The 25,104-nt window shown below is 71.6% G+C and carries 14 protein-coding genes; 7 read left to right on the top strand and 7 right to left on the bottom strand.

Annotated features, from left to right (window positions below; all coding sequences use genetic code 11):
* Positions 1 to 93: 93 nt before the first annotated feature.
* Entirely contained in the window at positions 94 to 2,052 is a 1,959-nt protein-coding gene (locus ACFXOA_RS07700; protein ID WP_385023714.1) for an acyl-CoA dehydrogenase, read from the bottom strand.
* Positions 2,053 to 2,476: 424 nt separating this feature from the next.
* On the opposite strand from ACFXOA_RS07700, the gene ACFXOA_RS07695 reads away from it, so the two are divergent.
* On the top strand, positions 2,477 to 4,039 hold the full coding sequence (locus tag ACFXOA_RS07695) for an amino acid permease (RefSeq protein ID WP_385023712.1): 1,563 nt from the start codon (positions 2,477 to 2,479) through the stop codon (positions 4,037 to 4,039).
* A 95-nt stretch (positions 4,040 to 4,134) separates the two neighbouring features.
* Here the strand turns inward: ACFXOA_RS07695 and ACFXOA_RS07690 are convergent, their stop codons facing one another.
* Positions 4,135 to 4,764 (bottom strand): TetR/AcrR family transcriptional regulator, encoded by a 630-nt coding sequence (locus tag ACFXOA_RS07690; protein WP_385023710.1) that lies wholly within the window; start codon positions 4,762 to 4,764, stop codon positions 4,135 to 4,137.
* A gap of 194 nt (positions 4,765 to 4,958) precedes the next feature.
* Between ACFXOA_RS07690 and ACFXOA_RS07685 the strand changes: the two genes are divergently transcribed.
* From ACFXOA_RS07685 to ACFXOA_RS07670, 4 genes are read left to right on the top strand one after another with little or no spacing between them, the layout of a single operon-like run.
* A complete protein-coding gene (locus ACFXOA_RS07685) occupies positions 4,959 to 5,777 on the top strand; it encodes an urea amidolyase associated protein UAAP1 (protein WP_385023708.1) in 819 nt (272 codons plus the stop codon).
* Positions 5,774 to 6,391, top strand: a complete 618-nt coding sequence (locus tag ACFXOA_RS07680) for an urea amidolyase associated protein UAAP2 (RefSeq protein ID WP_362550837.1) — start codon at positions 5,774 to 5,776, stop codon at positions 6,389 to 6,391. Before ACFXOA_RS07685 ends, ACFXOA_RS07680 begins: the two co-directional genes overlap by 4 nt.
* Complete coding sequence (gene uca, locus ACFXOA_RS07675; RefSeq protein ID WP_385023705.1) at positions 6,388 to 9,960, top strand: urea carboxylase; 3,573 nt, start codon at positions 6,388 to 6,390, stop codon at positions 9,958 to 9,960. Before ACFXOA_RS07680 ends, uca begins: the two co-directional genes overlap by 4 nt.
* Positions 9,961 to 10,019: 59 nt before the next feature.
* Positions 10,020 to 11,645 (top strand): allophanate hydrolase, encoded by a 1,626-nt coding sequence (locus tag ACFXOA_RS07670; protein ID WP_385023703.1) that lies wholly within the window; start codon positions 10,020 to 10,022, stop codon positions 11,643 to 11,645.
* Positions 11,646 to 11,777: 132 nt separating this feature from the next.
* On the opposite strand, the gene pntB is transcribed toward ACFXOA_RS07670, so the two are convergent.
* The 4 genes from pntB to ACFXOA_RS07650 all read right to left on the bottom strand — a co-directional run bounded on the left by pntB (position 11,778) and on the right by ACFXOA_RS07650 (position 18,026).
* Positions 11,778 to 13,196, bottom strand: coding sequence for a Re/Si-specific NAD(P)(+) transhydrogenase subunit beta (pntB, locus tag ACFXOA_RS07665; RefSeq protein WP_385023701.1), 1,419 nt, complete (start codon positions 13,194 to 13,196; stop codon positions 11,778 to 11,780).
* Position 13,197: 1 nt separating this feature from the next.
* Complete coding sequence (locus ACFXOA_RS07660; protein ID WP_385023699.1) at positions 13,198 to 14,724, bottom strand: Re/Si-specific NAD(P)(+) transhydrogenase subunit alpha; 1,527 nt, start codon at positions 14,722 to 14,724, stop codon at positions 13,198 to 13,200.
* Positions 14,725 to 15,169: 445 nt separating this feature from the next.
* Positions 15,170 to 16,792, bottom strand: coding sequence for a glycoside hydrolase domain-containing protein (locus ACFXOA_RS07655; RefSeq protein WP_385023697.1), 1,623 nt, complete (start codon positions 16,790 to 16,792; stop codon positions 15,170 to 15,172).
* An 823-nt stretch (positions 16,793 to 17,615) separates the two neighbouring features.
* A complete protein-coding gene (locus ACFXOA_RS07650; RefSeq protein ID WP_385023695.1) occupies positions 17,616 to 18,026 on the bottom strand; it encodes a Fur family transcriptional regulator in 411 nt (136 codons plus the stop codon).
* A gap of 361 nt (positions 18,027 to 18,387) precedes the next feature.
* On the opposite strand from ACFXOA_RS07650, the gene katG reads away from it, so the two are divergent.
* Positions 18,388 to 20,658 (top strand): catalase/peroxidase HPI, encoded by a 2,271-nt coding sequence (katG, locus tag ACFXOA_RS07645; protein ID WP_385023693.1) that lies wholly within the window; start codon positions 18,388 to 18,390, stop codon positions 20,656 to 20,658.
* Between the two features lie 316 nt (positions 20,659 to 20,974).
* On the top strand, positions 20,975 to 21,478 hold the full coding sequence (locus ACFXOA_RS07640) for a lamin tail domain-containing protein (RefSeq protein WP_385023691.1): 504 nt from the start codon (positions 20,975 to 20,977) through the stop codon (positions 21,476 to 21,478).
* A gap of 154 nt (positions 21,479 to 21,632) precedes the next feature.
* On the opposite strand, the gene ACFXOA_RS07635 is transcribed toward ACFXOA_RS07640, so the two are convergent.
* The gene (locus tag ACFXOA_RS07635) at positions 21,633 to 24,959 is read right to left on the bottom strand and encodes a S8 family serine peptidase (protein ID WP_385023689.1); all 3,327 of its coding nucleotides are present in this window, start codon (positions 24,957 to 24,959) and stop codon (positions 21,633 to 21,635) included.
* Between the last annotated feature and the right edge of the window lie 145 nt (positions 24,960 to 25,104).

The raw sequence follows: 25,104 nt of genomic DNA, 5'->3' as shown, positions 1-25,104 counted from the left end.
AGTGCCTGGAGGAGGACACAGGGAACCCGCGCGCATGCCGCCGTCGCAGTGGGCAGTCAGCGCGCGGGGTCCGTTCCCTCATGGTCAGAACATCTAGCCCACGAGATCCGGTGCGCGCAGCATCTCGGTCGGGATGCCCCAGGCATCGACCAGGTCCTCCGCGAGGGGCCGGACCTTGCGGCAGAGGTCGTTCACCTCCCGGCTGATCGCCTTGGAACGCTGGACCGTCAGCCGCCCGTGCTCCATGAACCAGGCGCGGTCCGCCTCGATCGTCGACAGGGCGAACAGGTCGCACAGCAGGCCCACCGCGATCCTGTTGCCGCCCTCGGGCAGCGCCTTCGTCCTGGCGACGAACGCCTCCAGTACCAACCGTTCGACGTGGGCGTGGGCGACCGCGATGACGTGGTCCTGCACCTGCGAGAAGACGACGCCGGGGTTGCGTTTCTGGTCGATGCCGCGCTTGAGGCGACGGGCCACACCGGCCAGCATGTGCTCCTCGCGGTAACGCAGCATGGCGAGGTGGTACTCCGAGTCGAGCAGTCCGGCCTCCTGGTCCCACTCGTCGCCACCGGGCAGCAGGTCACGCACCCGCTCGAGCAGCTTGTGGGCGGAGGTCTTCTCGATGACCGTCTCGACCGCCAGGCCGGTGACGTAGCGGACCATGCCGAGCTGGTCCAGGTCCTCGAACTCCCCGGCGTAGTGGGTCAGCAGCCCCTTGGCGACGAGCTGCAGCAGCACGTGGTTGTCGCCCTCGAAGGTGGTGAAGATGTCGCTGTCGGCCTTGAGCGCCGCGAACCGGTTGACCGCGAGGTACCCGGCTCCCCCGCACGCCTCGCGGCACTCCTGGACGGTCCGGGTGGCGTGCCAGGTGCCGAGGGCCTTGGTGCCGGCGGCACGGGCCTCCAGGAGACGGCGCGCCTGCGGGTCGTCCGTGACTCCGGAGAAGACCTCGTGCAGTTGGGTGCGGACGACGTCCTGGGCGAAGTGGAGTGCGTAGGTGCGCGCGAGGAGCGGCAGCAAGCGCCGCTGGTGCAGCCCGTAGTCGAGGAGCAACTGCTCCTCGGTGTCCGACGCAGCCTCGAACTGGCGCCGCCGCACGGAGTACTTGACGGCGATCGCCAGTGCGACCTTCGCGGCGTTGACGCCCGCGCCACCGACGCTCACCCGGCCCTGGACCAGCGTGCCGAGCATGGTGAAGAAGCGCCGGTCGGGGTTGTCGATGGGGCTCTCGTAGACACCCTCGGGCGTGACGTCCGCGAAGCGGTTGAGGAGCGCCTCGCGTGGAACGCGTACCCCGTCGAACCGGATGCGGCCGTTGTCCACACCGTTGAGACCCATCTTGCGGCCGTCGTCCTCGATGTGGACCCCGTGGGCGACCTCGCCGCCGACCCGGATCGGGACCACGAAGGCGTGTACCCCCTCGGTGGTGCCGCCGACCTTCAACTGGGCGAACACGACGGCCAGTTCCCCGTGGCGGGCGGCGTTGCCGATGTAGTCCTTGCGTGCCTGGTCGCCATGGGTGGTGATGACGAACTCCCGGGCGGCGGCGTCGTACTCCGCCACCGTGCCGAGCGCCTGGACGTTGGAGCCGTGCCCGGTCTCCGTCATCGCGAAGCAGCCCATCAGCTGACCGGTGATCAGGTCGGGGAGGTAGGCCTCATGGTGGCGTTCGGTGCCGAGATGGAGGATGGCGCCGCCGAAGAGCCCGAACTGCACCCCGACCTTCACCAGCACGGACAGATCGCCGAAGGCCAGCGTCTCGAACGCCGCGATCGACGCGCCGACGTCGCCGCCTCCGCCGTACTCACGGGGGAACCCCATGCCGGTCTGGCCGGTGGCGGCCATCTCGACCACCAGTTCGCGCACCCGCTCCCGGTAGGCGTCGACGCCGAGATCGTCGGCCTCGTCGAGGACGGAGGCGTAGGCCGTGAGGTTGCTGCGGACGAGGTCGCGGATCTCCGCGTACTCACCGTCGAGCAACTCGGTCAGTGACCGTACGTCGACTTCGGGCTGCACATAGCCGCTCGCGGCAGGGGGTGTGTCAGTAGGCATGTCAGTCCGCTACCCCACGCCGGGGCGATCAAGCCGCGCGGAGCGCCGCCCCGGAGCCGAACGGCGAACGAGGCACCCGCGCGTGCCGCGACGGTGCACCGGCGCCGCGGCGCACGGCCCCTTGACGCCCTGACGGGCCCACCACCCGTTCGGCCGTCGCTCGGCGGGCGGATGTGAGCACTTGGGTCCGCGCCGGTGACCGGCACGACATCGCATGGAAACAGGCCCTCCCTATTTTCTGTCGCTCGACAGGAACTAGCTCGGGCGGACGCGCCCGAGCAACCTCCGCGCGGCAGGACCGGCCGCCACTCCCGGCACTTCCGCGCGGCAGGACCGGCCGCCACTCCCGGCACCTCCCCGACGCATGCGAACGAACAGCACCTCCACCACGCCGCCCCGTGACAGCAGAAAGCAGGTGCCACCCATGTCCCTCACCGGCACAGACGTACTCCCCGAGCACTCCGCGGCCGACGGACCCCCCGCCGGCGGCTCACTCGAGGCGTTCGGATACCGCCAGGAACTCCACCGCAGCCTCGGCGGGTACGCGTCGTTCGCCGCGGGGTTCTCCTTCATCTCCGTGCTGACCACGGTCTTCCAGTTCTTCGGGATCGGATACTCCTTCGGCGGTCCGGTCTTCTTCTGGGCCTGGCCCGCCGTTCTGGCCGGTCAGCTCCTGGTCGCCGCGTGCTTCGCCGAGCTCGCGGCCCGCTACCCGATATCGGGCGCCGTCTACCAGTGGTCCAGTCGGCTCTCCACCCCGTCCTTCGGCTGGTTCGCCGGCTGGATCATGGTGCTGGGCCAGATCGTGGTGGTCGGCGCGGCGGCGCTCGCGCTCCAGATGGTGATGCCGCCCCTCTGGTCCGGCTTCCAGCTGGTCGGCGGGGATCCCGCACCGCTCTCACCGACCGGCGCGGCCAACGCGGCGGTCCTCGGCGTCATCCTGCTGGCCCTCACCACCGCGGTGAACGTCGTGGACAACCGCGTCATGTCGGTCGTCAACCGGGTCGGGGTCACGGCGGAGATCATCGGGGCGGTCCTCATCGTGGTCCTGCTCCTCAACCACTCGGAGCGCACACCGGGCATCACCTTCCACACCGCCGAGGGCTCGGGTGACGGTGTGCTCGGGGCACTGCTGGTCGGCTCGTTCACCGCCGCCTACGTCATGATCGGCTTCGACAGCGCGGGCGAGCTGAGCGAGGAGACCCACAACCCGCGGCGCACCGCGCCTCGCACGATCCTCACCGCCCTCGCCGGCGCCGGCGTCCTGGGCGGCCTGCTCGTCCTCTCCGGGCTCCTCGCCGCCCCGAATCTCACGGACGGCCATCTCGCGACCGACGGGCTGAGTTACGTCCTGACCAGCAGCCTCGGGGACGGCGTCGGCCGGATCCTGCTGGCGGACGTCGTCGTCGCCATCGCCGTGGCCACCCTCGCCATCCAGACGTCCGCTTCCCGGATGCTCTTCTCGATGGCCCGGGACGGGAGCCTTCCCTTCTCGCGGAAGCTGTCCCGGGTCAGCCCGCGCACCGGTATGCCGGTCTTCCCGACGGTGGTCGTGGGCGCGCTGGCAGCGGCGTTGCTGCTGCTCAACTTCGGCTCGCCGCAGGCATTCCTGGCCATCGGGTCGACCTGCATCGTGATGCTGTACCTGGCCTACTCGATGGTGACCGGCCCGCTCCTCCTGCGCCGGCTGCGGGGCGGTTTCTCCACGCGGGGCGACGGCGTCGACGAGACCGGCCGCCCGCTGTTCTCCCTGGGACGCTGGGGAGTCGCCGTCAACGCGGGCGCCGTACTGTTCGGCCTGTTCATGACGGTGAACCTCGCCTGGCCCCGGACTTCCGTCTACGACCCCGAGGGCGGCCACTGGTACTTCCAGTGGTTCGCCGTACTGTTCGTGGGCGCTTCGGTGGTGCTGGGCGCCGCCTACCGCTTCCGGGTCTCACTCCGCCGGCGTACCCGGGCCGGGTCCGGGACCGAGATGCCGGGCTGATCCCGGAGGTACGGCCACCGGGTCAGGGCGGACGACGGGTCAGGACGGACGGCGGGCCGTGTCGCCGCGCGGGGCGCGTCGGCGGGAGGAGGGTGTCACCGCGCGCAGCCGGCGACGCGCAGCGCGGCGTCCGCCGTCGCCTCCGCGAAGGCATCGGCGGGCCGGTGCGGGTCGGTCCGGTGGATCAGGATGACGCCCTCGATCAGACCGAAGACAAGATCCGTGCGGAGCGCCAGTTCCGCACCGTCGAGCGCCTTGCCCTCCTCGGTGGCGGCGACGAGCAGGGCGTACGCGGACTTGAGTTCGGCGCGCACCTGGTGGAACCCGGCGAACCGCTCGCCCTGCACCTCGGGGAGCAGATAAAGGGCCCCGAGGTTGTGGGGTCCACCGCACAGGAGCGTGACGTCGGAGCGGCACAGCCGCCACAGCCGCTCGGCCGCCGGTGCGCCCTCCTCCGCGAGCAGGGCGCGGGCGAAGGTGAGGGACGGGGTGACGGTGGATTCCAGGAGCTCGCACAGGAGCTGCTCCTTGCCGCCGACGTAGTGGTACATCGACGCCTGCCGCATGCCCGCACGCTCGGCCACCGCCCTGGTGGTGGTGGCGCCGTAGCCGCGGGTCGTGAACAACTCCGCGGCTGCCGCGAGGAGTTCCTCGCGCGGGGTGAGCCCGCTGTCCGGCCGTTCCTCGGCGCGCGGCCGGCCGACCCGGCGTCCTGTGCTCGTCATGACCGAGATCGTCGCACACGCCACTCCGGCACCACGGGGGTGAGCACTTCGTAACTCGCGCGCAACGGCAGGGCAACGGCGCGGAAGCGCCCGCTTCCTAATTTCTGTCGCACGACAGAAAAGGTCCTCGCCGACGGGCCGCTCCCGCGTCCGGCGGAACGACCGCAGCGCCACCGAGCCGGAGGGACGCCGCCATGGCGACAGCGACCACGTACGGAGCCAGGGACCACGCCCGCGCCCAGGAGGGCGCCCGGGTGGAGGCGATGCCCACGGTGCCCGCCTCCACCTGGCCGGAGGAGGCCCCCGGCCAGGTGGTGTGGGCCGAGGTCGTCGGCGGCGGGAACTACACCCATCGTGTCCTCGCCCGGGGTACCGAAATGCGCCTCACCGACCTGCGCGGTGACGCCTGCGCCCACCTGCTCCTGTACGCCGACGGCCGCCCGTGGGAGCGCCTCAACACCGCGGACACGGTCAAGGTCCGCTGGAACGCCTACCTCCGCGAGGGCGCCCAGCTCCTCTCCGACCAGGGACGTGTCCTCGCGACCCTGGTCGCCGACACCTCGGGCCGGCACGACACGCTGTGCGGCACCTCGGCGCTCGCGCGCAACCGGCGGCGGTACGGGGCCGGGGAGCCCGAGTCCGACTCCCCCGCGGGGCGCGAGCTCCTGAAGCTCGCCGCCCTCAAGAACGGCCTGGAGCCGCGCGATCTGCCCCCGTCGCTCTCGTTCTTCCAGGGCGTGGAGGTCCGCGAGGACGGTGCCCTGGACTTCACGGGCACGGCCGGGGCCGGCGCCTCCGTCACCCTGCGCGCCGAGCAGGACCTGACCGTCCTGATCGCGAACGTCCCGCACCCGCTGGACCCCCGCCCCGCCTACGTATCCACCCCGTTGGAGGTGCTCGCGTGGCGGTCCGGGCCCACTCGGCCCGGTGACCCGCTGTGGGACGCCTCCCCCGAGGGGCGGCGCGCTTACGCCAACACCACCGACTTCCTTGCCTCCCGGGGGATCGCATGAGCCGCACCGAGAACATCTCCACCACGACCGTCCCGGCACGTGCGGCCTGGTCCGCCGTGGTCCGCGCGGGTGAGCTCCTGACCATCACCGACCTGCACGGCAACCAGGCGGTCGACTTCCTCGTCTACGACGCCCACGACACGGCCGTCCGCTACAGCGCCCCCGACACCCTGCAGGCGCAGGGCTCGCTCTTCCTGACGACGGGAAGCGTCCTGCTCTCCGGCGAGCACACCCCGCTGATGACCGTGCTGGAGGACACCTGCGGCCGGCACGACACGGTCGGGGGAGCCTGCTCCAAGGAATCCAACACCCTGCGGTACGGGCACCACACCTACGGCCAGCACGCCTGCGTGGACAACTTCCTCGCCGAGGGGGCCAAGCACGGCCTGGGCAAACGCGATCTGGTGTCCAACATCAACTGGTACATGAACGTGCCGGTCGAGAAGGACGGGACCCTCGGCATCGTCGACGGGATCTCCGCGCCCGGGCTGAAGGTCGTACTCCGCGCCGAGACAGACGTACTCGTCCTCGTCTCCAACTGCCCGCAGATCAACAACCCCTGCAACGGCTTCGAGCCGACCGCCGTACGGATGACCCTGGAGACGCCCGCATGACCACCGACGCCCTGCCGGCTCCCGGCGGCCCGGCCGGCCCGTTCGCCTTCGACACCCTGCTGATCGCCAACCGCGGCGAGATCGCCTGCCGGATCATCCGGACGGCCAAGCGCCTCGGCCTGCGCACGGTCGCGGTCTTCTCGGACCCGGACCGCTCCGCGCCGCACGTACGCCTCGCGGACCACGCGGTCCGCCTCGGCCCGGCGCCCGCCAAGGAGTCCTACCTCGACGCCGGGCTGGTCCTCGCGGCCGCGAAGGAGAGCGGTGCGGGGGCCGTCCACCCCGGGTACGGCTTCCTGTCCGAGGACGCGGACTTCGCCCGCCGCTGCGCGGAGGCCGGGATCGTGTTCGTGGGCCCGACCGCCGGACAGCTGGAGCTCTTCGGTGCCAAGCACACCGCCCGCGCCGCGGCGGAGGCGGCGGGAGTCCCCCTGGCTCCCGGCACCGGCCTGCTCGCGGATCTAGACGAGGCGCGTACGGAGGCCGACCGCATCGGCTACCCGGTGATGCTCAAGGCGACCGGGGGCGGGGGCGGCATCGGCATGAGCGCCTGCCACGACGCCGCCTCGCTCGCCGACGCCTGGGAACGGGTGCAGCGGGTGGCCGCCGCGTCCTTCTCCTCGGCCGGTGTCTTCCTGGAACGGCTCGTCGAGCGTGCCCGCCACGTGGAGGTCCAGGTCTTCGGCGACGGGACGGGCCGCGTGGTCACCTTCGGCGACCGTGACTGCTCCCTCCAGCGGCGCAACCAGAAGGTGCTGGAGGAGGCCCCGGCACCGGGGCTGCCGGACGCCGTACGCCTCCGGCTCGCCGACGCCGCTCGGGAGCTGTGCGCGAGCGTCGGCTACCGCTCGGCCGGAACCGTCGAGTTCGTCTACGACGCAGCCCGCGAGGAGGCGTACTTCCTGGAGGTCAACACCCGGCTCCAGGTGGAGCACCCGGTCACCGAGGAGATCTACGGCGTCGACCTGGTCGAGTGGATGATCCGCCTGGCTCGCGGCGAGCGGGACGTCGTCAGGGAACCCGGGCGCGCCACCGGGCACGCCGTCGAGGCGCGCGTCTACGCCGAGGACCCCTCGCGCGACCACCGTCCGAGCGCCGGGCTCCTCACCCGTGTGCGCTTCCCGGAGGGGCCGGGGGTCAGGGTCGACGCCTGGGTCGAGACCGGTACCGAGGTCACCACGTCGTACGACCCGATGCTGGCGAAGATCATCGCTCACGGCCCGGACCGCGCTCAGGCGCTGGCGCGGCTCGACGAGGCGCTGGCCAGGACCCGTGTCGACGGCATAGAGACCAACCTCGGACTCGTACGCGCCGCGCTGGGAACCCCGGGCGTCCGCGAGGCGACCCACTCCACCGCGACCCTCGCCGGTGTCACCGACCCCACCCCACGCGTCGAGGTCACTTCCGGCGGCACCCTCACCACCGTGCAGGACTGGCCGGGGCGGCTGGGGCACTGGCAGGTCGGCGTGCCGCCGTCGGGCCCCATGGACGACCTGTCGTTCCGGCTCGGCAACCGCGCCCTGGGCAACGACGAGGGGGCACCGGGACTCGAATGCACCCTCCAGGGACCGACGCTGCGCTTCAGCCACGCGACCACCGTGTGCGTCACGGGCGCACCCGTCGCGGTGAGCGTGGACGGGACGGCCGTGGCCCAGTGGGAGCCCGTCACCGTGCCGGCGGGGTCGTCGCTCGCCGTGGGCAAGCCCGACGGACCCGGGCTGCGTACCTACGTCCTGTTCGCGGGCGGGCTCGACGTACCTTCCTTCCTGGGCAGCGCCTCGACGTTCGCGCTCGGCAGGTTCGGAGGTCACGGCGGCCGGGCGCTGCGAACGGGCGACGTGCTGCACGGCGGCGAGGCCCGCGACGGCGTGGGTCCCGTCCCGCTCTCGGAACGGCCCTCCATCGGAGCAGTGTGGGAGATCGCCGCGGTCGAAGGCCCGCACGCCGCGCCGGAGTTCTTCACCGAGGACGACATCCTCGACTTCTACGCCGCCGACTGGAAGGTCCACTTCAACTCCGCCCGCACCGGGGTCCGCCTGGTGGGCCCCAAACCCCGCTGGGCGCGGACGGACGGCGGGGAAGCGGGCCTGCACCCCTCGAACATCCACGACACGCCCTACTCGGTGGGCGCGGTCGACTACACCGGTGACATGCCCGTCCTGCTCGGTCCTGACGGGCCGTCGCTCGGAGGGTTCGTCTGCCCGGCGACGATCGTGCGCGGTCAGCGGTGGAAGCTGGGACAGGTGCGCCCCGGCGACACCGTCCACTTCGTGCCCGTCACGACCCAGGCGGCGGCCGCACTCCGCAGGACTCCCGCCGCTCCTCCCGTCGCGGACCGGCCCCCTGTGGCCGACGGGGGTGTCCTGGCCCGTGACGGTGATGTGACGTACCGCCGCAGCGGTGACGACAACCTGCTCGTCGAGTTCGGTCCGATGCAACTGGACCTGGCGCTGCGCATGCGGGTCCACGCCCTCGCCGAGTCACTGGGCGAGTCGGGGCCACAGGGCATCACCGACCTGACGCCGGGGATCCGCTCGCTCCAGATCCAGTTCTCCCCCGACCTGCTTCCGGCCATCGAACTCCTCTCCCAGGTACGTAAGTTGCAGGCCGCCATCCCGCCGACCGGCGAGTTGACCGTCCCGTCGCGCACGGTCCACCTCCCGCTCTCCTGGGACGACCCGGCCACCCGCGAGGCAATCGCCCGCTACATGGCGGGGGTCAGGGACGACGCCCCCTGGTGTCCGTGGAACATCGAGTTCATCCGCCGGGTGAACGGACTGGACAGCCCGGAGGACATCTACCGCACGGTCTTCGACGCCGAGTACCTGGTGATGGGGCTGGGTGACGTCTACCTCGGCGCCCCGGTCGCGACCCCGCTCGACCCGCGTCATCGTCTGGTCACCACGAAGTACAACCCGGCCCGCACCTGGACTGCGGAGAACTCCGTCGGTATCGGCGGCGCCTATCTCTGCGTCTACGGCATGGAGGGTCCGGGCGGCTACCAGTTCGTGGGCCGGACCACACAGGTCTGGGCGCGCTGGCAGCGCACCCCGTGGCTGCTGCGGTTCTTCGACCGCATCAGGTGGTATCCCGTCGAGGCCGGCGAACTCCTCGAACTCCGGGCCGACATGGCCGCGGGGCGCTGGTCCCCCCGGATCGAGGAGGGCACCTTCGCTCTCGCCGACCACGAACGCTTCCTGGCCGAGAACGCCGACTCGATCGCCGCCTTCCGCGCTCAGCAGGCACGGGCGTTCGGCGCGGAGCGTGACGCCTGGGAAGCCGCGGGCGAGTTCGCGCGTGCGGCGGCCGTCGCCGAGCCCGCCGCACCGTCCGAGATCGAGATACCGGAGGGAAGCCGTCTCGTGGAGGCCGAATTCGCGGCATCGGTCTGGCAGTTGTCCGTGTCGGAGGGGGAACGGGTCACGGCGGGTCAGCTGCTGATCGCGCTCGAGGCGATGAAGATGGAGTCCCCTGTGCACGCTCCGGCCTCGGGGACGGTGACCCGCGTCCTCACCAAGCCGGGCGCCCAGGTGGAGGCCGGCACCCCACTGCTGGTGATCGCACCGTGACCGCCGGAACCGGCACGGCGCCCGTAGCCCCGGCCGATGACACCCCGAAGGACTCGCGCATGCATCATGTCCGCACCGTCTACGACCGCATCTCCGCCGCCGGCCGTCCGGAGATCTGGATCCATCTGCGGCCCCGTGACGAGGTGGAGGCGGAGGTGGCCGCGGTCGATCCGGGACTGCCGCTCGCGGGACGTCTCCTCGCCGTCAAGGGCAACATCGATGTGGCCGGGTTGCCGACCACCGCCGGCTGCCCGTCGTACGCCCGTCTCCCCGACCGTGACGCGCCGGTGGTGGCGCGCCTGCGCGCGGCGGGCGCGGTGGTCATCGGGACGACGAACATGGACCAGTTCGCGACCGGCCTGGTCGGAACCCGCTCACCGTACGGAGCGGTGCGCAACGCCGTCGACCCCGACCGGATCAGTGGCGGTTCCAGTTCCGGGTCCGCCGTGGCCGTCGCGCTCGGGATGGCCGACTTCGCGCTCGGCACGGACACGGCGGGGTCGGGGAGGGTGCCCGCCGCCCTCAACGGGATCGTCGGCCTCAAGCCGACCTACGGCACCGTGTCCACCGAGGGCGTCGTCCCGGCCTGCGCGAGCCTGGACTGCGTCACCGTCTTCGCCCGTACCCTGACGGAGGCCGAGACGGCACTCGCCCACATGACGACCGGGGTGAGCCACCCGCCCGAGCGTGCCCCCGGCCCCTGGCGGGTCGCCGTCCCCGGGAGGGGACAGCTCGGCGAGCTGGACCCCGGTGTGGGCGACGCGTACGACGACGCGGCCGCCCTCCTGGCTGCCGGGGGCGCCCGGCTGAGTCCGCTCGACCTCACGCCGTTCACCGAGGCCGCGGCCATGCTCTACGAGGGCGCGTTCGTCGCGGAGCGCTACACGGCGGTGGGCGCGTTCGTCGACGAGGGGCACCCGGATCTCGACCCGACGGTCGCGGCGATCATCTCCGGGGCCCGTGACGTGGCGGCCCACCGCGTCTACTCCGACCGCGCCCGCCTGGCGTCCCTCCGGACCCGCGCCCTGGGCGCCCTCGGCGATGCGGACGCCCTGCTCCTGCCCACGACGCCGGGCCACCCCACGCTCGCGGAAGTAGCCGCGGATCCTCTCGGCACCAACGCCCGGTTGGGCCGCTTCACCAACTCGACGAACCTCTTCGGGCTCGCCGCGGTCGCGGTCCCCGCGGGTACGGTGCGCGGTCTGCCCTTCGGGGTGATGCTCATCGGCCCGGCGCACACCGAGTCGCGGCTCACCCGCATCGCCGCGCTGCTCACGGACCCGCCGGTGCGCCTGGCCGTCGTGGGGGCGCATCTGACCGGCCAGCCGCTCAACCCCCAGCTGCTGGCCCTCGGCGCCCGGCAGGTCGCCGCCACGACGACCGCGCCGTCGTACCGGCTCCACGCACTGTCCACCGATCCGCCGAAGCCGGGCCTGGTCCGGGTGGCGGACGGCTCGGGGGCTCGGGTCGAGGCGGAGGTCTGGGAACTGCCGGCCGCCGGACTGGGCGCGCTGGTCGCCTCGCTCCCCCAGCCGATGGCGATCGGCCGGGTCGCCCTCGCCGACGGCACGTCGGCGCCCGGCTTCCTCTGCGAGCCGGAGGCCGTCGGGGACGCGCGCGACATCACCGGATACGGCGGCTGGCGCGCGTACCTCGCCTCCGTCGGCCGGGAACGCGACTCGTGACGCGCGGACGGCTCGCCGCCCCGCGCTGATGAGCGGAGCGCCCGCCGGTCCCTCGCGTGTCTCACACCGCGCCGGACCGGCGGGCTTTCGCCCCGGGCTCTGCCGCTCACCTCTCGGAGAGGCTTGAGCGCCTCAGAGCGCGCCGACTATGTCCTCGACCCGGGCCTTGGCGTCGCCGAAGAGCATCGAGGTGTTCTCCTTGAAGAACAGCGGATTCTGGACACCGGCGTACCCGGAGGCCATCGAGCGCTTGAACACGATGACCTTCCCGGCCTCCCAGACGCTGAGGACCGGCATGCCGGCGATCGGGCTGCCGGGGTCCTCCGCACCCGCCGGGTTGACCGTGTCGTTGGCTCCGATCACCAGGACGACATCGGTCGCGGCGAAGTCCCCGTTGATCTCGTCCATCTCCAGGACGATGTCGTAGGGCACCTTGGCCTCGGCGAGGAGCACGTTCATGTGACCGGGCAGCCGGCCCGCGACCGGGTGGATGCCGAAGCGCACGTCGACGCCCTTGGCACGCAGCTTCGAGGTGAGCTCGGCGACCGGGTACTGGGCCTGGGCGACCGCCATGCCGTACCCGGGCGTGATGACCACGGAGCGCGCCGAGCCGAGCAGTTCGGCGGCGCTCTCCGGGGTGATCTCCGTGTGCTCGCCGTAGTCGGTGTCCTGCCCCGAGGCCGCCTCGATGCCGAAGCCGCCGGCGATGACCGCGAAGAAGGAGCGGTTCATCGCCTTGCACATGATGTAGCTCAGGTAGGCACCGGAAGAGCCGACCAGCGCGCCGGTGACGATCAGCAGGTCGTTGCCGAGCAGGAAGCCCGACGCCGCCGCGGCCCAGCCGGAGTAGCTGTTGAGCATCGAGACCACGACCGGCATGTCACCGCCGCCGATCGAGGCGACCAGGTGCCAGCCGAGGGCGAGCGCGAGGACCGTCACGGTGACCAGCAGCCAGAGGTCCGGCGTGATCACGAACCACACGGTCAGGGCGACGAACAGGCCGAGGGAGCCAAGGTTCAGCGCGTTCTTGCCCGGCAGCACCAGCGGCTTCGAGTCGATCTTCGCCGCGAGCTTCAGATACGCCACGACGGACCCGGTGAAGGTCACCGCGCCGATGAACAGCCCGATGAACACCTCGGCATGGTGGATGCCCAGCAGGCCGAGCGTGTCCAGGGCGCCGGCCTCGTGGCCGTCCGGGTCGTGTTCGACGTCCAGGTAGCCGTTCCAGCTGACCAGTACGGCGGCCATCCCGACGAAGGAGTGGAGCAGCGCGATCAGTTCGGGCATGCCGGTCATCTCCACGCCCCGGGCACGCTGCAGGCCGATCGCGGCGCCGATCAGCATCGCGACGGACATCAGGACGATGCCCGCGGTGCTGACGTCCCCGTCGATCGCGAGCACGGCCGTCGCGGCGAGGGCGACTCCCATGCCGAGCATGCCGAAGGAATTGCCGAGGCGGGCCGTCTCGTGCTTGGACAGCCCGGCCAGCGCGAGGATGAAGAGCAACGCGGCAACAAGGTAGGCCGCCTGGGCGGCGGTGGTCGCAGACATGTCAGCTCCTGTTGAACATCGCGAGCATGCGGCGGGTCACCGCGAAGCCGCCGAAGACGTTGATACCGGCCAGCATGATCGCCACGGAGGACAGCACCGTGACCGCCGTGTTCGCGTGCCCGATCTGGAGCAGCGCGCCCACGACGATGATCCCGGAGATCGCGTTCGTCACCGACATGAGGGGGGTGTGCAGCGCGTGGTGCACATGGCCGATGACGTAGTAGCCGATGACGATCGCGAGTACGAAGACCGTGACATGGGGCAGCAGCGCGGCGGGCGCGAAGCCGGCGGTGAGGAACAGGGCGAGGGCCGCGACGGCCACTCCCCCGAACTTCTGACGTACCGTCATCTGGGTTTTCGCGGAGCGCGGTTCGGTGACGGCGGCGGGGGCCGTGGGGGCGGGTGCCGCCGAGACCTGGACCGGCGGGGGCGGCCAGGCGAGCTCCCCGCCGCGCACGACGGTGATCGAGCGCTGCACCGGGTCGTCCCAGTCGAGGACGAGCCCGGCCTCCTTGTCCGGTGTCATCAGCTTCAGCAGGTTGAGCAGGTTCGTGCCGTACAACTGCGAGGCCTGCGCGGGCAGGCGCCCCGCGAGGTCGGTGTAGCCGATGATCGTCACGCCGTTCGCCGTGAGGGTCCTCTCACCCTTCACGGTGCCTTCGACGTTGCCCCCGTTGGCGGCCGCCATGTCGACGATCACCGACCCCGGCTTCATGCTCGCCACCATCTCCGCGGTGATCAAGGTGGGTGCGGGGCGGCCGGGGATCAGGGCCGTGGTGATGAGGATGTCCGCTTCGAGGCACTGGGCCGCGTAGAGCTCGGCCTCACGCGCCTTGTAGCCGTCGTCCATCTCCTTGGCGTAGCCCGTCCGGGAGACCTCGGCCTCGGCGGATTCGATCGACAGGTACTCCCCGCCCAGCGACCGCACCTGCTCGGCGACCTCAGGACGCGGGTCGGTCGCGCGCACGATCGCGCCGAGCGAGCCCGCGGCGCCGATCGCCGCCAGGCCGGCGACCCCTGCCCCCGCGACGAGCACCCGCGCCGGCGGCACCTTCCCCGCCGCCGTCACCTGCCCGGTGAAGAAGCGGCCGAACTCGTGCGCCGCCTCGATGACGGCCCGGTAGCCGGCGATGTTCGCCATCGACGAGAGCACGTCCATCGACTGCGCACGGCTGATGCGGGGTACGGCGTCCATCGACAACGCCGTGAAGGGGCGCCTGGCCAGGTCCTCGGTCATCTCCGCGTCGAAGGCGGGCGAGAAGAGCGCGATCACCGTCGCATCCGGCCGGATGCGGTCCAACTGGGCCGGTTCCGGGGCGTTGACGCCCAGCACCACATCGGCCGTCGCCGCGTCACCGGTGGTCGCTCCCGCGGACTCGTAGGCGCTGTCGACGAAACCGGCGGCCGCTCCCGCACCCGGGTCGACGACCACGGTGTACCCCAGTCTGCGGATCTGTCCGACGGTTGCGGGCGTGGCCGAGACGCGACTCTCACCTGCCCGGGCTTCCTTGAGGACTCCGACAATCACGAGTGTTCTCCGTTCGCTGCGATGACGGTCAACGGTGTTCCCAGATCGATCAGCGGTGCGCGCACCCCGGCCGACCGGGGTGCGCGGCTCAGCTTGACCGCCCGGAGGTGTTCTTGAACAGCACCCACCGGTGAGGTACGCGGCACACTTCGTCCGGCTCGCCGGTCACCCCGGGGATGGCCCGTCACCGGCGACCTGTTCCATGGCGACGGCCGGGACGACGGCGTGCTCGCCTCGTCGACGCCTGCTCGCTGCGGGTCCGGGCCCTCGCCGGTTCTTCCGGGGCTCCGCGGACCGGCACTGCGAGGCGGGGAGCCGGCTGCGGGCCCACGGGATGTACCCGGTGCCGCAGCCGGCTCCCCGCCGGCGGCGCCTACGCGTCAACTCTCGCTACCTCAGGAGGACTTATCCGGTCCGGTGCGTGGCTCCCGCCTCGTCCCGCGGCTCACCTCCCGGCCTGGAGGGCACTCCAGGTGGCCGGGCCGGCCACTCCGTCGGAGCCCAGCCCGCGTGAGGACTGGTAGTCCCGTACGGCCTGTTCGCTGCCCGGTCCGAAGACTCCGTCGACGGACACCGTCCGGCCGAGCGCGGCGGTCAGGGAGCGCTGCAGCCGCCGGACCGCCTCCCCGGTGGAGCCGTCGCGGACGGTCGTGGCCGCCCCACGGGCCAGCAGTGCGGTCCAGGTCCTCGCCCCGACGACGCCGTCGGCCGTGAGCCCTTTGCCGGACTGGAAGTTGCGGGCCGCGGCGGCCGTGTCGGGGCCGAAGATCCCGTCCGGGGTGCCCGGGTCGGACCCTGCGGCCTTGAGCAGGCACTGAGCCGCCTTGACCTGCTCGCCGGCCGACCCGCTCCGGACGGTGGGGTAGGAACTGAAGTCGAGGTTCGCGCCGGTGCAGGTGGGCGCCGGCGCGGATGCGTCGCCGACGTCCAGGTAGTCACGGTCGATGTTGATCGAATAGCCACCGTAGGACTCGGTGACCTCGCCGGCGTACTGGTGGATCCTCTGGTGGCCCGACCAGTAGGAGGACGGCACGTACGAACCGGTGGCGGTGTCGGCCGCACCGTTCCACCACGCGTAGAAGAGGTGGTCGACCCGTGTGTAGGCGCTGTTGGCGTACTCGGCGGCGGCGTCCTTGATGCCGGAGGCCGCGCTGGAGTAGAAGCCCGAGAGGTAGCCGCTGCTGTGCAGCCGCTCGGTCCAGCCGGACAGGTACGACAGCACGGACGCCTTGCAGGCCGCCGTGGAGGTGTACGCCTCGATGTCGCTGTAGACGGCGCTGCCCGCGGGGATACCGAGGCCCGAGGCGGCGCTTACGGCCCCTGCCGCCGCCGTGACTCCTTGGGACCTTGCGGTTGCCGGATCGGTGGACATCTTCAGCGAGTAGTTGGTGCAGGGCGCCTGTCGGCCCACGTCGATGGGGAACAGGTGCCATCCGTTTCCGGTCTGGCGGGTCACCCAGCCCGCCGTCAGATTCGGCTGGGCGCAGCCGCGGAAGGAGCCGCTGATGTACACACCGACCGCGCTGTAGGGCGAGCTCGCCTGCCAGGCGTCCATGGCGGCCTGCGACGGCGCGGCGCAGGCGTCGAAGCCCTTGCCCAGATAGCTGCCGGGTTGCGGTCCGGCGGCGGCCGCGAGGGCCGGGTCGGCCTGCCGGACCGCGTGGGGCAGCGCGGTGCGTTCGGCGTCGCCGGTCAGCGTGGCGGTGGCGAGGACGCCGCGTACGAGCGACTCGGTGGCGGGCGTGTGGGCGGCGGTCACGAGTACGCCCGCGTCCTCGACCGCGATCCGGATGCTGTCGTCGCGGGACACGGCTGAGGGTGCGACGGCCTCGCCGCGCGGGGTCCGTGCGGTCGCGGCGGTCGTCCGGGAGGCCGAGCCGGCGGTGATGGGCTCCACGACGATGCCCGCGGTGCGGCCGAGCACGCCGGCCGGGCAGTCGCTCTGCTCGGCGGGCTCGCCCAGGTAGACGGCCGGTCTGTCGAAGCGCAGGCATGCGTGCGGGTTCTCGGTCAGATCGACGATCCGCCATCCGGCGGGCACTTCGAGGCGGTAGCCGTGATAGGTCACGACTCGCGCGCTCCCGGGTGGGGAATCCGCCTGTGCGGAGCCGGGTGCTGCCAACGCGCCGAGAGCGGCGAGGACCGCCGACAGGGCTGTTCCTGCGCGGGCTCGCCACGGGATGGATGACGACATCGGGTTCTCTCCTGTTCGAAGGCGGGAGGGTGCGGGGCTGCGGGATCGGACCGACTCGGGCCGCGGCGGGCGCCCGCCCGTGGGCGGTGCCACCCGGTCGCGCTCCCGGAGGACGTCGCCGGCCCGGCGTCGCTCCGAGCCGGGACGGCCAGGTCAGGCCGCTGTCCGGGGGTGTCGAGGCCCGCCGTCGGCGGGAGGGGCCTCGCCGTGGTCGCGATGCCCGGCCGCGCGGCCGTCCCCTGGCGGGGCCGTGCCGACGGGATCCCTGCCTTCGGGCAGGGCGTGGCCCCAGCCGTGGCGTCCGTCCGCCCGGGCTTGCGCGGCCGTGGCCGGCACCCGGACAACGAAGCCATGCCCATGACAATCAATGGGGCGAGCGGGAGCGTAACGCCTCAGCACGGCGCCTCCGTCATGAGCCATCCTCGATTCCCCCGGCCGACTGGCTGAGGCGAGTCTGGCCCCGTCTCCGCCGCGTGTCCACACGGCCACCACCCGCCACAGGACCAGACCTCCGGCGCAACTCGCCTTCATCCGAACCACGCCCAGGAACCGGCCGGCTCGGTAGCCGCACCGCCCACCTTTCGGGCCCGACGGCGAAATGCCCCCTTCACCGGGCACCGCCCTCTTCACCGGCCCCCACGCGCTCCACCGCGCGCCGCGCACCTCACCGGGCACCGCACGGACCCGGCGGCGCCCGTCAGGCACAGTCCGGGCACAGACCTCGGTAGGTGATGTCGACCGAGCCCACGGCGAACCCGAACCGCTCCCCCTCGGGCAGGTCGCCGATGGCGTCACCCACCGGGTGGACGTCGCGGACCGCACCGCAACCGGAACACACCAGATGCTGGTGGGGGTGGTGCGCGTTCGGGTCGTAGCGCTTGGCCCGGCCCACGGTGGAGACCTCCAGCACCTCACCGAGCGCCACGAGCTCCCCCAGTGTGTTGTAGACGGTGGCGCGGGAGATCTCCGGCAGTCGCTCGGCGGCCCGCAGATGCACCTCGTCCGCGGTCAGGTGCACATGGTCACCGTCGAGGACCTCCGCCACGACACGCCGCTGCGAGGTCATCCGCCGGCCAGAGCCCCGCAGCCGCCGAAGGAGGTCGCTCATCCCGTCTCACCTGCTCCGTTTTCCGGGGGTGCACTGCCGGTCCGGGGAAGACCCGACGGCACAGCACCTCGGCCGTTATCACTTTTACGCACTTCTTGACTTGGACGAAGTCCATTGTAGGATCGTTCACGGCGACATCCAAGAGACAGGAAGAATCCGGTACGGCAGCAGAGACATGCGACGGGACACCGCCGGTCGAGCGCCGTCCGCGTGGCGCCCGCCCGGTACCGTCTGGTCCAGTGGCCCGCGAGGCGTTCGGGGCCCGCGACGGGACCCGGCAACAGCGTGCCTCTCCTGCGCGGCCCGACTTCTCCTCACCCGTTCAGCGCCCCCACGACCCGCCGGGTCCGGAAGGATTGCGATGCCCGAGAACCACGAGTCACACGTCTTCGACCCCGTCACGCCGGATTCGCCCGAGACGGCCGTCCCCGAGGTGCCCGAGGCCCAGGCGAGCGGCTGCCCCGTGGCCCACGGCCGCGCGCCGCACCCCACCCAGGGCGGCGGGAACCGCCAGTGGTGGCCGGACCGCCTCAACCTGAAGATCCTCGCCAAGAACCCCGCGGTGGCGAACCCGCTGGGCGGGGACTTCGACTACGCGGCCGCCTTCCAGGCACTCGACCTGCCTGCGGTGAAGCGTGACATCGCCGAGGTCCTCACCACCTCGCAGGACTGGTGGCCGGCCGACTTCGGCAACTACGGTCCGCTGATGATCCGGATGGCCTGGCACAGCGCCGGCACGTACCGCATCAGTGACGGCCGCGGTGGCGCGGGCGCAGGGCAGCAGCGCTTCGCCCCGCTGAACAGCTGGCCGGACAACGGCAACCTGGACAAGGCCCGTCGCCTGCTGTGGCCGGTCAAGAAGAAGTACGGCCAGGCACTCTCCTGGGCCGACCTGATGGTCCTCACCGGCAATGTCGCCCTGGAGACCATGGGCTTCAAGACCTTCGGCTTCGCCGGGGGCCGTGAGGACGTCTGGGAGTCGGAGGAGGACGTCTACTGGGGCCCGGAGACCACCTGGCTCGACGACGAGCGCTACACCGGCGACCGCGAGCTGGAGAACCCGCTCGGCGCGGTCCAGATGGGCCTGATCTACGTCAACCCCGAGGGCCCCAACGGCAACCCGGACCCGATCGCGGCCGCCCGCGACATCCGGGAGACCTTCCGCCGGATGGCGATGAACGACGAGGAGACGGTCGCCCTCATCGCCGGTGGCCACACCTTCGGCAAGACGCACGGCGCCGGCCCGGCCGAGAACGTCGGCGCGGACCCCGAGGGCGCCTCCATGGAGGAGCAGGGCCTCGGCTGGCGCAGCTCCTTCCGCACCGGCAAGGGCGGGGACTCCATCACCAGCGGCCTGGAGGTGACCTGGACGAGCACCCCGACCAAGTGGGGCAACGAGTTCTTCCACAACCTCTTCGCGTACGAGTACGAGCTGACGAAGTCCCCGGCCGGTGCCCACCAGTGGGTCGCCAAGGACGCCGAGGCCACCGTCCCGGACGCGCACGACCCGTCGAAGAAGCACAAGCCGCAGATGCTCACCACCGACCTGTCGCTGCGCTTCGACCCGGCCTACGAGCAGATCTCGCGCCGCTTCCACGAGAACCCGGCCGAGTTCGCCGACGCCTTCGCGCGGGCCTGGTACAAGCTCACGCACCGCGACATGGGACCGATCCAGCGCTACCTCGGCCCTGAGGTCCCCTCCGAGGTGCTGCTGTGGCAGGACCCGCTGCCGGCCCGCACCGGTGAGCCGCTGGACGCCGCGGAGACCGCCGCGCTCAAGGAGGAGATCCTGGCCACCGACCTGACGGTGGCTCAGCTCGTCTCGGCCGCCTGGGCCTCCGCCGCGTCCTTCCGCGGCAGCGACAAGCGCGGTGGCGCCAACGGCGCCCGGGTCGGCCTGGAGCCGCAGCGCGGCTGGGAGGCGAACGACCCGGACGAGCTGGCCCAGGTCCTGCGCGCCCTGGAAGGCATCCGGAGTTCCTTCAACTCCAAGGGCTCCAAGCAGGTCTCGCTCGCCGACCTGATCGTGCTCGCGGGTAACGCGGCCGTCGAGCAGGCGGCGAAGGACGCCGGCGTCGAGGTGCAGGTCCCGTTCACCCCGGGCCGGGTCGACGCCACGCAGGAGCAGACGGACATCGAGTCCTTCGCTGCCCTGGAACCCGCCTACGACGGCTTCCGCAACTACGTCGGCAAGGGCACCCGCCTTCCCGCCGAGTACCTGCTCCTCGACCGGGCCAACCTGCTGACGCTGAGTGCCCCGGAGACCACCGTCCTGGTCGGCGGCCTGCGCGTACTGGGCGCCAACTCCGGCGGCTCGAAGCACGGTGTCCTCACCGACCGGCCGGGCACGCTGACCAACGACTTCTTCGTGAACCTGCTCGACATGGGTATCACCTGGAAGTCGACGTCGTCGGCACAGGACGAGTTCGAGGCACGTGACGCGTCCGGCCAGGTCAAGTGGACCGGGACCCGCGCGGACCTGGTCTTCGGCTCGAACTCGGAGCTGCGCGCCCTGGCCGAGGTGTACGCGAGCGACGACGCCCGGCAGAAGTTCGTGACGGACTTCGTCGCCGCCTGGGCCAAGGTCATGGACCTCGACCGCTACGACGTGGGCCAGTCCACGCCGTCCTGACGTCCTGACGTCCTGACGTCCTGACGTCCCGCCGTTCACCGCACCGACCGTGCGGCACCGGGTGACGCCGGGCCGAAACCGCGCCGCCGGGTGCAGGGCATGAGCCCTGCACCCGGCGGCGTACCCGTTTCCGGCACCCAGCGGAGCGTCCCGGCACCCTCGGACGTCCCGCTGACGGCGCCCAGGTGCCCTCGGTTGCCCGGATCCCCCCGCACACCCCGAGCATTAGTCACATTTTCTTCACAAGCACTCCATCTGTTGATCACATTGGATAAGCTCCGGGCGCTCCATCCGCACCACTGAGGGGGGATTCCTCATGAGCTTCCGTCGCACCCTGTTCGCCGGCGCCGCAACAGCCGCCGTCGCCTCGCTCGGCCTCGCCGGGGCCGTCCCGGCGCAGGCTGCCGAGTACACCTCGGCGCTGAGGATCAAGGGCGTGCAGTACAACGCCCCCGGCAGCGATTCCAACAAGTGCTCCGGCGGGAACACCAGGAACGAGTACCTGACGATCAAGAACTACTCGAAGACGAAGTCGGTGAACCTGAAGGGCTACAAGGTCAGGGACGCCGTCGGCAACACCTTCACGTTCACCAACAGCCACACGCTGCAGCCCGGTGACTACGCCGCCCTGCGTGGAGGGCGCGGCACCGACTCGGACAGCGGCAACGTGGTCTACCGCCAGAACTGCAACTTCATCTGGAACAACGACAAGGACACCATCTACCTCTACAAGCCCACCGGCGACCGCGCCGACGTCCACTCCTACACGGAGAAGGCCGACGACCGGGACGGCAACGGTTACATCACCTACCACGGCTGACAGAGGCCGTCCCGGCAAGGGCGTTGCCGCCGTCCCGTGAGGGCCGGACGAGAACGGACGAGGGGGCGCCGCACGCGCCTGGAGAGATCCACGCGCGTGCGGCGCCCCGTGGGCCGTCCGCTCCGGTGACGGCGAGCCGCCCGGTCCGCCGGGCCTACGGGCCGGTGAAGGAGACCTCGGCCTCGGCGGAGCAGTGGTCCTTGCCCACGTCGCACAGCCGATAGGTGTACGAGGGGCGTCGGGGACCGGCGATCAGATCGGTGAAGCGCCCGGTGTTCGGCACCGTCGCCACCACCCGGCCGTCACGGACGACCTCGACCTGAGCGGTGGTTGCTCCGTTCCAGGCGAGGGCGGTCCGGCGCAGGAGGGATCCCTGGCCCGTGGCGGTCAGTTCGTAGCGCGCGCCGACCCGGACCTTGATCACGCGGCCCGGCGCCGTCTTGGAGCCGAAGTACGCGTAGTCGCCGCGCGGGTCGACGACGGCCGAGATGAGGGCGTCCTCCTTCTCGCCGAGGGCGGCATAGCCGGCTGACTCGAAGCGCTCCAGGTCGACCCTGACCACCCTTCCCGGCAGGCTCAGCGTCCCGAAGGCCGCGTAGCGTCCGGTGGGATCCATCACCGCCGAGAAGAACGCCCCACCGCCCGTGGGTGCCAGGACCCGGTCGCGGGCGAAGTCCTCCAGGTCGATGCGGATGATCCTTCCGCTGCTCCCCTCACCGGTGCCGAAGTAGGCGTACCGGTCGTCGGGGGCGATGACCGCCGAACGCAGGGGCCCCTCCCCGGTGGCGAGGGTGACCGACCCGGTCTCACTCATGGCCGCCAGGTCGACCTTGACGACGCGCCCCTGAGGGCTGGTGACGGTGCCCAGGTAGGCGTATTCGCCCTTGGAGTCGATGACTCCCGCGTCCAGGTAGTCCTCCCCCGGTCCGAGCGTGACCGCGCCGATCCGGGTGAATGTCGCCAGGTCCACCTTGACGAGGCGTCCAGGACTGGTGCCCGTGCCGAAGTAGGCGTACCGCCCCGCCGGGTCCATGAGTGCGGAACGGAGGTTGTCCTCCCCCTGGCCCAGGACGAGGATCCTGTTCAGGGTGAAGGTCTCCAGGTCGATGCGGACCACCCGGCCCGGGGACGCGGCGACGACGAAGTAGGCGTATCTCCCGGACGGGTCGATGACGGCGTCCTGGAGCATCTTCTGGCCGACGCCCACGGAGAGGGTGGCGACCCGCTTGAAGGTCTTCAGGTCGATCTTCGTGATGTAACCGGGCAGCGGATCCTGGGGGTTGTCGGTGCCGAAGTACGCGTAGCGGCCCTCGGGGTCGACCGCGGCGGCGTGCAGGCTCTTCTGCAGGCTCGAGGTGGTCAGACCGCCGGTGCGGGCGGGTGTCGGGGTGCCGCTTCCCCGCACCTTCACGGTGTGCGCCCATCCCGCCGCGTTGCTGCGGAGGGTGATCTTCCCTTCCTGGTCCCCCTGCGCGGTGGGCCGGAAGGATATGCCCAGCGTGCAGTGCTCCTTGCGGGCCAGAGTGAAGGGGTACCTGCCGCAGGTACCGGGATCGGAGACGAACGCCTGGTCGTGGTCCGTGAGGTGAAGCACCGTCACCGGCCGGCTGCCGAGGCTGGTGAGTGTGACCGTGACGGGGCCGCCCGTCGTTCCGATGGGTACGGCGCCGAAGGCGGCGTCGTCGGGTGTGACGGAGAGGACCCTGCCGGGGCGTGACGCCAGGGTGAGGTCGGCGGTCGTGTGCGCCGATTCACCGACGGACACATCCGCCTCTGCCGTGGTGTAGGCCGCCTCGGCCGCGGTCACGGTGTAGTCGCCGACCGTGGCGGTCATCGAGTAGCCGCCGTCCGCACCGGTCGTGGCCGGCAGTCCCACCGCTCCCGCCGGCGTGGTGAGCTGCACGGTGGCGCCTCCCACCGGCTCCCCCGTCCGCGCGTCGGTGACGGTGCCGCTCACCGTGCCCGTGGTGCCGCGCGGGGCCTTCTCGACAGCCGCGTAGGCGTCGAGACGCCCCTGCCCGTAGACGTTGTTGTTCCCCGGGGTGCCGCCGCAGGTGACATCGGGTGCGTCGACGGCCGTCTCGTCGAGGAGACGGCGGGTGGCGTCGATGTCCCGGCTGACGGCGGGGGCCGCCGACCACAGCAGCGCGATGGCGCCCGCCACATGCGGAGCGGCCATGGAGGTCCCGCTGGCGACGGCGTACTTGCCGCCCGGGTACGTGGAACGGATCGCGACGCCCGGCGCGGACACGTTCGGCTTGATCAGGTCGTCGCCGTTCTCCGAAGGGCCCCGGCTGGAGAACGAGGCGACGGCGCCCTCCGTGTCGAAGGCACCCACCCCGTAACTCTCCTCCATGTTGGCGGGGTTGGCATCGGTGCCGCACTCGGGTCCTTCGTTCCCGTTGGAGAAGACCGGGAAGATCCCGGCCGCGACCCACGCCTGCACGGTCTGCTCGAACCAGGGATCGTCGCCGGCGGCGGCGCTGCCCCACGAGTTGTTCACCACGTGCGGCCTGAGCTCGGGGCGCGGGTTCCTCCCCCTCGCATCGGTGGGCGCCAGCATGAACTGGCCGGCGGCCAGCAGGGCGCTCTGCGTGCAGGTGCTGGAGGAGCATCCCTTGGCGGCGATCCACTGTGCGCCGGGGGCGACACCGACGTGGTTGCCGGGGCCGCCGTCGCCGACCATGGTGCCGACGGTGTGCGTCCCGTGCCCCACGTTGTCACACGGAACGCTGGTGACGATTCCGCAACTGTGGGTGGGATCGAACCAGTTGTAGTCGTGGGTGAAGCTGCCGTCGGCGTTCGCCCCCCGGTACCTCTTCACCAGCGCGGGGTGGTCGAACTGGACTCCGGAGTCGATGCTGCCCACCACGATCCCCGTACCGGTGGCGTCGAAGTCCTTCCACGCCCTGGACGCGCCGATCCTGTCGACGCCCCACTCGACGTCGTCGACGGTCGGCTCGGCGTCGGTCTCCGGGAGCTCCGGGAGCGCGTACGTGCGGTCGCCGGTGACGCTCTCGACGCCCGGAAGCGCGGTGATCCGCTTCAGCAGCTCCGCGTCGCCCTTCACCCGCACGGCGTTGGCGATCCAGTAGGACTCGTATGTCGCGCCGGTGTCCTCGAGTACGTCGATGAGGGCGGACTGGCCCGCCCTCGCGGTCTCCTGGAGCCGGCTCCGCACCTCGCGGCCCTGGCGCGCCCGGTCCTTGATCTTCCCGGCGCTGCGGAGATCGGCCTTCCCACGCAGGTATACCCAGAAGGTCGAGCTGTCGCCGCCCTTCAGTTCGTCGGCCACCTCGCGCTCGACAGCGGGCGAGGAGAGGCTGCTCGCCGGGGCGGCGGAAGAAGCGTGGGCCGCCGCGGGCAGTCCGGCCGCGGCGAGCCCCGCGGCGAGAAGGAGCGCCCAGGCGCGCGGAAGGACGTGCCTGCGGGCGGCCGCTGCCGGTGTCCCCGTACCTGGTAGGCCTGGTCTCGGTCTCATGCAAGCGGACCCTTCCTCGTCGTGGGGTTGGTCGTCGCGCGGTCCTGCGGGTGGGCGCCGAAGCCGGCACGGCGGGCGGACGCGCGGGTGAGGCCGGCTCGGGGTGACACCGTCGTCGTACGCGGTCGCGCCCCGGATCGACGGG

This window comes from Streptomyces sp. NPDC059166 (assembly GCF_042755185.1).
Classification (GTDB): domain Bacteria; phylum Actinomycetota; class Actinomycetes; order Streptomycetales; family Streptomycetaceae; genus Streptomyces.
Note: the sequence above shows the minus strand (reverse complement) of the source record. Positions and strands in the feature narration are given on the sequence as shown.